Consider the following 6,678-nt stretch of genomic DNA (forward strand, 5'->3'; position numbering starts at 1 on the left):
CCACCTCGAGGCCATCCGCGCCGCCCACGAGGCCCATGCCGCGCGCGGCGGCCCCGCCGCCGACGACGTGGAGGTGGCGCGCGCCGGGGGCCTCGCCGTCGCCATCACGCCGGGCGACGCGGCGAACATGAAGATCACCGGGCCCGAGGATTTCGCGCGGGCCGAGCGCTTCCTGCAGGAGGGACGGCACGCCATGGACATCCGCACCGGCAACGGCTTCGACGTGCACCGCTTCGGTCCGGGCGATCACGTGATCCTCTGCGGGCTGAAGATCCCGCATGACCGCGCGTTGCAGGGCCATTCCGACGCCGACGTGGCGCTCCACACCGTCACGGACGCGATCTACGGCGCGCTGGCGGAGGGCGACATCGGCATCCACTTCCCGCCCACCGACCCGCAGTGGAAGGGCGCCGAAAGCCACATCTTCCTGACCCATGCGGTCGACCTCGCCGCTTCGAAGGGCTTCCGCATCACGCATGCCGACCTGACGCTCATCTGCGAGAGGCCGAAGATCGGGCCGCACGCGGCCGCGCTCCGGGCGGCGCTGGCGGCGCTTCTGCGGATCGAGGTCGGGCGCGTCTCGGTGAAGGCCACGACGACCGAGCGGCTCGGCTTCACGGGGCGCGAGGAAGGCATCGCCGCCCTCGCCACCGTCACGCTGGTGGCGCCATGAGCCGGATGATCGCGACCGTCTTCGGCGTGGGGTACCTGCGCCCCGCCCCGGGCACCTGGGGCAGCCTCGCGGCGCTGCCCATGGCCTGGGCCCTGCACGAGATCGGGGGCTTCTGGCTCTTCGCGGCCGCCACCATGGTCATCACCGTCGCGGGCTGGTGGGCGACGGAACGCGAGATCGCGACGAGCGACATCAAGGACCCCTCCGAGATCGTCGTGGACGAGGTCGCGGGACAGTGGATCGCGCTCTGGCCGGTGTCCTTCGGCGCGGTCTTCGCGGGGGCGGAGTTCTTGGCGCTCTGGCCGGGGATCGTGACGGCGTTCCTGGCCTTCCGCCTCTTCGACATCTGGAAGCCCGGCCCCGTCGGCTGGGCCGACCGGCAGGAGGGCGCCCTCGGCGTCATGGCCGACGACCTGTTCGCCGGATGGCTCGCCGCGATGGTGGTCGCCGTCGCCGCCGTCCTCGCGCACCTGCCGCTCCTCGCCGCGTCATGAGCGCCGGGGCCCTCGTCAAGGCGATCGCCGCGAGGGGCTGGATGCTCGCCACGGCCGAGAGCTGCACGGGCGGCATGATCGCGGCGGCCATCACCGACGTGCCGGGCTCCTCCAGGGCGCTGGAGCGGGGCTTCGTCACCTATTCGAACGACTCCAAGGTCGAGATGCTGGGCGTCTCGCCCGAGACCATCGCGGCCCATGGCGCCGTGTCCGAGGAGGTCGCGGCCGAGATGGCGCAGGGCGCGCTCGCCCGCTCGCACGCCCATGTCGCGGTCTCCGTCACGGGGATCGCGGGGCCCGGCGGGTCCGAGCACAAGCCCGAGGGCCGCGTCTGCTTCGGCATCGCACATGCGGGCGGGGTCGAGACGGAGACGGTCGAGTTCGGCGCCTTGGGCCGCGACCGCGTTCGGCAGGCGAGCGTCGAGCACGCCCTCGCCCTGGTCCTGCGGGCGGTCGGCTAGGCCGTCGCCGCGCCCCGGCCGTAGAGCGCCTCGGCCCGCGCCTCGAAGGCGCGCACGATCCGCGTCATCGCCTCGTGGAAGAAGAGGCCCGCCGCGCCCTGAAGAATCCGGTTCTTGAACTCGAAATCCACGTCGAAGGCCACCTCGCAGCCGCCGCCCTCGAGGTCGCGGAACTTCCAGGTCGAGTGCATGTGGCGGAACGGGCCCTCGATGTACTCGGTGTCGATCCGGCGCTGTCCCTCCCACATCGTGACCTTTGAGAGAAAGCGCTCGCGGAACATCTTGAAGCCCACGACGAGGTCCGCGAGCATCACCGCATGGTCGCCCTCGGGCGTGACCGAGCGCACGCGGGAGGCCGCGATCCAGGGGATGAAGCGCGGATAATCCGCCACGTCGGCCACGAGGTCGTACATCTGCTCGGCCGTGAAGGGCAGCTTCCGTGTCTCTGAGTGGGCGGGCATGCCTCGCCTTTCGTCTTTCGCCTGTTTCCGCCATGTCATAAACACGGCGCGGAAAATCAAGGTTCCGGACCGGTCGGGACAGGGGGACATGATGGCGCAGCCAAGCGGACAGGGTGCCTACGAGGTCGTCCAGATGATCTCGGCCAAGTCCATCGCCGCCCGGATCGAGGAGCTTGCACGCGAGATCGAGACGGTCTTCGCCGGCACCGAGAAGCTCGTCGTCGTGGGCCTCCTGCGCGGCAGCTTCGTCTTCATCGCCGACCTGGTGCGCGAGATCGACCTGCCCGTCGAGGTCGACTTCCTCGAGGCCTCCTCCTACGGCAACAGCATGGAGAGCTCGCGCGAGGTGCGCATCCTGAAGGACCTGCGCGGCGAGATCGCGGGGCGCGACGTGCTGGTGGTCGAGGACATCGTCGACACCGGCCACACGCTGCACCACGTCGTGAACCTGCTGCGCTCGAAGGGCCCGGCGCGGCTGAGGACCATCGCGCTCCTCGACAAGCCGACGCGGCGCGAGGTGGACGTGCGCGCGGACTGGGTCGGCTTCGAGATCCCGGACGAGTTCGTGGTCGGCTACGGAATCGACTACGCACAACGCAACCGCAACCTGCCCTATATCGGCAAGGTGCGGATGCTCGGCTGAGGCTGCGCGGACGTCGCCCCAAGCGCCGAGTGAACGCAACCGCGCACATGTCGCCTGCGGCCTGTCACAGAAGGTTTGGTTGACCGAACGCCATCCGCCTCTACCGTCGGGGGTGGACGGCCGATTTCCAGCCACGCAAACGGAGTGCCCCGCAGCCATGAAATCCCCCAGGTTCCTTCTCAGCATCGCGGCCGTCGCCGCCCTCGGCGTCGGCGCCACGGCCGTCGTCGCGCAGGATCTCCCGCCGCCCGTGCAGGCCCGGCAGGGCCAGTTCCAGATCATGGCGCTGAACATCGGCGTGCTGGCCAACATGGCGCGCGGCAACGCCGAGTACGACGCCACGGCCGCGACCGCCGCGGCGAACAACCTCGTCGCCATCTCGACGCTCGACCAGAGCTTCCACTGGCCCGAGGGGACGGACAACGTCTCGCTCGTCGGCACCCGCGCGCTGCCCGAGATCTGGGACAACCTGCCCGACGTGATCGAGAAGTGGCAGGCCTTCGGCGCCGCGGCCGAGGGTCTGGCGGCAGTGGCCGGCGACGGGCTGGCGCCGATGCAGGCGGCCCTCGGTCCCGTGGGCGGGTCCTGCTCGGCCTGCCACGACGTCTACCGCGCCTCCGAATGACGTGTCAGCGCGCCGGGGCGCCCGAGCCCCGGCGCCCGCCTTCCCATGCGCCTCCTCGCCCTTGCCGCCATTCTCGCCGCAGCCCTCCTCGGGGCCTTCTTCGTCCTGACGGCGCCGACCCGCGTGGAGACGGCGGAGCTTGCCGCCCTGACCGGCGACGCCACCCGCGGCGAGGCCGTGTTCTGGGCCGCCGGCTGCGCCTCCTGCCACGCGGCGGACGACGCCACGGGCGCGGCGCGGCTCGTCCTTTCGGGGGGGCAGCGGTTTCCATCCGACTTCGGCACCTTCGTCGCGCCCAACGTCTCGATGCATCCCGAGTTCGGCATCGGCGCCTGGTCGCAGGCGGACTTCGTGAACGCCGTGCAGCACGGCGTCGGCCCCGAGGGGCGGCACTACTACCCGGCCTTCCCCTACAGCGCCTACGCGCTGGCCGAACGGCAGGACATGACCGACCTCTGGGCCTTCTGGCAGACGCTGCCCGCCTCCGACGTGCCGAGCGCGCCGCACGAGGTGTCGTTCCCCTTCACGATCCGCCGGGGCATCGGCCTCTGGAACGCGCTCCACATGCCCGATGGCTTCGTGCTTCAGGGCGAGTTGACCGAGGACCAGGCGCGCGGCCGCTACCTCGTCGAGGCGCTGGCGCACTGTGCCGAGTGCCACACGCCGCGGGACGCCACCGGCGGCCTCGACCGGACGCGCTGGATGGCGGGCGCCCCCGACCCGTCCGGGCGCGGCACGGTCCCGGCGCTGACGCCCGACCGCCTGCGCTGGTCCGAGGCCGAGATCGCGGCCTACCTCAACGACGGTTTCACCCCCGACTTCGACAGCGCGGGGGGCCACATGGTCTCGGTGATCCGCAACATGGCGATGCTGCCCGAGGCCGACCGCCTCGCCATCGCCGCCTATCTCAAGGCGCTGCCGCCGTCGGACTAGGCCTCAGGCCATCCCGAGCTTCTTCAGCCGGGCATCCCGGAGGCGGGCGAAGTCCTCGCCCGCATGGTAGCTCGACCGCGTCAGCGGCGTGGCCGAGACCATGAGGAAGCCCTTGCCGTAGGCCGCCTTCTCGTAGGCCGCGAACTCGTCGGGATGCACGAAGCGGTCGACGGCGTGGTGCTTCGGCGTCGGCTGGAGATACTGGCCGATGGTCAGGAAATCGACATCGGCCGCGCGCATGTCGTCCATCACCTGGAGGACGGATTGCCGGTCCTCGCCGAGGCCCACCATGATCCCGGACTTGGTGAACATCGACGGGTCGAGTTCCTTCACCCGCTGGAGCAGGCGCAGCGAATGGAAGTAGCGCGCGCCGGGCCGCACCTCGGGGTAGAGGCCCGGAACCGTCTCGAGGTTGTGGTTGAAGACATCGGGCTTCGCCGCCACCACGGTCTCGAGGACCGAGGGCGCGCACTTGAGGAAGTCGGGCGTCAGGATCTCGATGGTCGTCTCGGGCGAGCGCTTGCGGATGGCGCGGATCGTCATCGCGAAGTGCTCGGCGCCGCCGTCCTCGAGGTCGTCGCGGTCGACGCTGGTGATGACGACGTGGTTGAGGCCGAGCTTCGCGACCGCGTCCGCCACCCGCCCCGGCTCGAAGAGGTCGAGCGCCTGCGGCTTGCCGGTCGCCACGTTGCAGAAGGTGCAGCCGCGCGTGCAGATCTCGCCCATGATCATCATGGTGGCGTGGCCCTGGCTCCAGCATTCGCCGGCATTGGGGCAGCCCGCCTCCTCGCAGACGGTGACGAGCTTGTGCTCGCGGATGATCCGGTGGGTCTTGCGGTAGCCTTCGCCCACGGGCGCCTTGACGCGGATCCAGGACGGTTTCTTGGGCTGCGCGTTGTCGGCGCGGTGCGCCTTCTCGGGATGGCGCTGCTCGGGGATCTTCAGATCGCGCATGGGCCTGCCTCGGGCTCCTCGGAGGGTCGGTTTCCCGATAGATAATCCGGAAAACCGCGAAAGTAACCGCGCAACTTGCGCACAGCCGCCCTGCCCCTCCTGCAGATCAGTCGCGCAGGGCGGGCACGTAGCCGTGCCGCTCGCGGTAGTGCTGGAGGAGGCGCTGGAGCCCGATCTTCAGCACCACCTTGCCCGAGCGCGCCGACCAGCCGAGGCGGCGCTCGGCCGACTCGAGCCCCTCGAGGAAGCAGCACACCCGCAACACCACGTCGGCGAGGCCGGGCCCGAGCGCCTCGATCGCCTCGTCCACGCGGCGGCGCGCGGCGGCGGGACCCTCGGCAAGGCCGGCGTCGTTGCGGAAGTGGCCGCGATCCGAGCCCGCCGTCAGGAACCGGTCCCAGTTCTGGCCGACACGCGGCCCCATCTGCGCGCGCTCGAAATCCTCGCGCAGCCGCTCGCCCGCCTGCACGAGCTGCGCCTCGAGGAAGGGCTGGCCGTCCGGCCCCTTGCGGCGGGCAAGCGCGGCCAGCGGCGATTCCGCGAGGTTGACCTCGATGCGGGTCCGAAGCCCGTCCTCGCCCGAGATCTCCACCTCGCCCGGCAGCCGGTGCTGCGCCTGGTAGACCGAGGACGCCTCGGCGAAACCGGCCGCCTGCCGCCGCCGGCGGTCCTCCTCGATCAGCCGCTTCAGCGCCGACTTGCCGGCGGAGGTGATGGCGTAGCGCGCGATGCGCCCGTTCTGGATGCACGAGATCCAGTCCTTCACCGCGAAGGCCTGCGCGACCTTGCGGTCGACGACGGCCGTGCGCGTCTGCGCCCCGTCCGGGCCGGGCCGGAGGACGACGGCCTTCTCCAGATCCCCCGCGACCGCGAGCAGCGCGCCGGTCTCGCAGAGGCGTCGCAGGATGCGTCGCGCCTCGCGCGAGATTGTCGACTCATCGGAAACGATGGGAGAGCGAAACGGCGCGGTCATGGTGATGGGTTCCTCGTGTTGGACGGTCATCGCGCACCCTTGCGCCGCCTGGGGCGCGAGGGCGTCGAAGGCCTCGTCGATCAGTGGATCGTCCCGGAGCGCCTCGATCCGGCGGATACGCCGGGAAATGGTGGACGGGGCCTGCCCGCAGGCGCCCGCGATCCGCCGCAGCGATGCGCCGCGGGCCACGTGGTCCAGGTACTGGCGCGCCGCTTGCGGCACCCAATCCGGCACGCCTTCGGAGGACCCCGAAAGGGCTTCCCGATGGTTCAGAGACATTTCCCACCCTTTGTTCGCGCTCTGTGAACAATGTGTGGAGAGTTTTCGGGGATTGATTACCAATCGGTTAATAATACCCCAAAAAGTAGAATTCTGTTTCTGAAAGGTAAACTATCGGGAGAGCGGCGCGCGCCCCTCCCGGTCGCGGCGCAACGCGGGATCGGCCGGGTCAGGCTGGGAGG

The 6,678-nt window shown here is 70.5% G+C and carries 9 protein-coding genes; 6 read left to right on the forward strand and 3 right to left on the reverse strand.

Annotated elements, in window-relative coordinates:
* From ispF to ACTS11_RS17600, 3 genes are all read left to right on the forward strand, one after another.
* Positions 1-673 (forward strand): 2-C-methyl-D-erythritol 2,4-cyclodiphosphate synthase (ispF, locus tag ACTS11_RS17590; protein ID WP_442641595.1); only part of this gene is annotated, 673 nt, incomplete at its 5' end.
* Positions 670-1,167, forward strand: coding sequence for a phosphatidylglycerophosphatase A family protein (locus ACTS11_RS17595; protein ID WP_442641596.1), 498 nt, complete (start codon positions 670-672; stop codon positions 1,165-1,167). The genes ispF and ACTS11_RS17595, both read left to right, overlap by 4 nt.
* On the forward strand, positions 1,164-1,628 hold the full coding sequence (locus tag ACTS11_RS17600; RefSeq protein WP_442641597.1) for a CinA family protein: 465 nt from the start codon (positions 1,164-1,166) through the stop codon (positions 1,626-1,628). Before ACTS11_RS17595 ends, ACTS11_RS17600 begins: the two co-directional genes overlap by 4 nt.
* Here ACTS11_RS17600 and ACTS11_RS17605 read toward each other — a convergent pair.
* The gene (locus ACTS11_RS17605) at positions 1,625-2,089 is read right to left on the reverse strand and encodes a type II toxin-antitoxin system RatA family toxin (RefSeq protein WP_442641598.1); all 465 of its coding nucleotides are present in this window, start codon (positions 2,087-2,089) and stop codon (positions 1,625-1,627) included. The two genes, ACTS11_RS17600 and ACTS11_RS17605, sit on opposite strands and share 4 nt — an antisense overlap.
* A gap of 88 nt (positions 2,090-2,177) precedes the next feature.
* On the opposite strand from ACTS11_RS17605, the gene hpt reads away from it, so the two are divergent.
* The 3 genes from hpt (at position 2,178) to ACTS11_RS17620 (ending at position 4,290) form a co-directional block, all read left to right on the forward strand.
* A complete protein-coding gene (gene hpt, locus ACTS11_RS17610; protein ID WP_442641599.1) occupies positions 2,178-2,732 on the forward strand; it encodes a hypoxanthine phosphoribosyltransferase in 555 nt (184 codons plus the stop codon).
* 157 nt (positions 2,733-2,889) lie between these two features.
* Positions 2,890-3,357, forward strand: a complete 468-nt coding sequence (locus ACTS11_RS17615; protein ID WP_442641600.1) for a c-type cytochrome — start codon at positions 2,890-2,892, stop codon at positions 3,355-3,357.
* Between the two features lie 45 nt (positions 3,358-3,402).
* The gene (locus ACTS11_RS17620; protein ID WP_442641601.1) at positions 3,403-4,290 is read left to right on the forward strand and encodes a c-type cytochrome; all 888 of its coding nucleotides are present in this window, start codon (positions 3,403-3,405) and stop codon (positions 4,288-4,290) included.
* 3 nt (positions 4,291-4,293) lie between these two features.
* On the opposite strand, the gene lipA is transcribed toward ACTS11_RS17620, so the two are convergent.
* On the reverse strand, positions 4,294-5,244 hold the full coding sequence (lipA, locus tag ACTS11_RS17625; RefSeq protein WP_442641602.1) for a lipoyl synthase: 951 nt from the start codon (positions 5,242-5,244) through the stop codon (positions 4,294-4,296).
* 106 nt (positions 5,245-5,350) lie between these two features.
* Positions 5,351-6,496, reverse strand: a complete 1,146-nt coding sequence (locus tag ACTS11_RS17630; RefSeq protein ID WP_442641603.1) for a DUF6456 domain-containing protein — start codon at positions 6,494-6,496, stop codon at positions 5,351-5,353.
* Between the last annotated feature and the right edge of the window lie 182 nt (positions 6,497-6,678).

Source organism: Roseicyclus sp., from assembly GCF_052168335.1.
Classification (GTDB): domain Bacteria; phylum Pseudomonadota; class Alphaproteobacteria; order Rhodobacterales; family Rhodobacteraceae; genus Roseibacterium.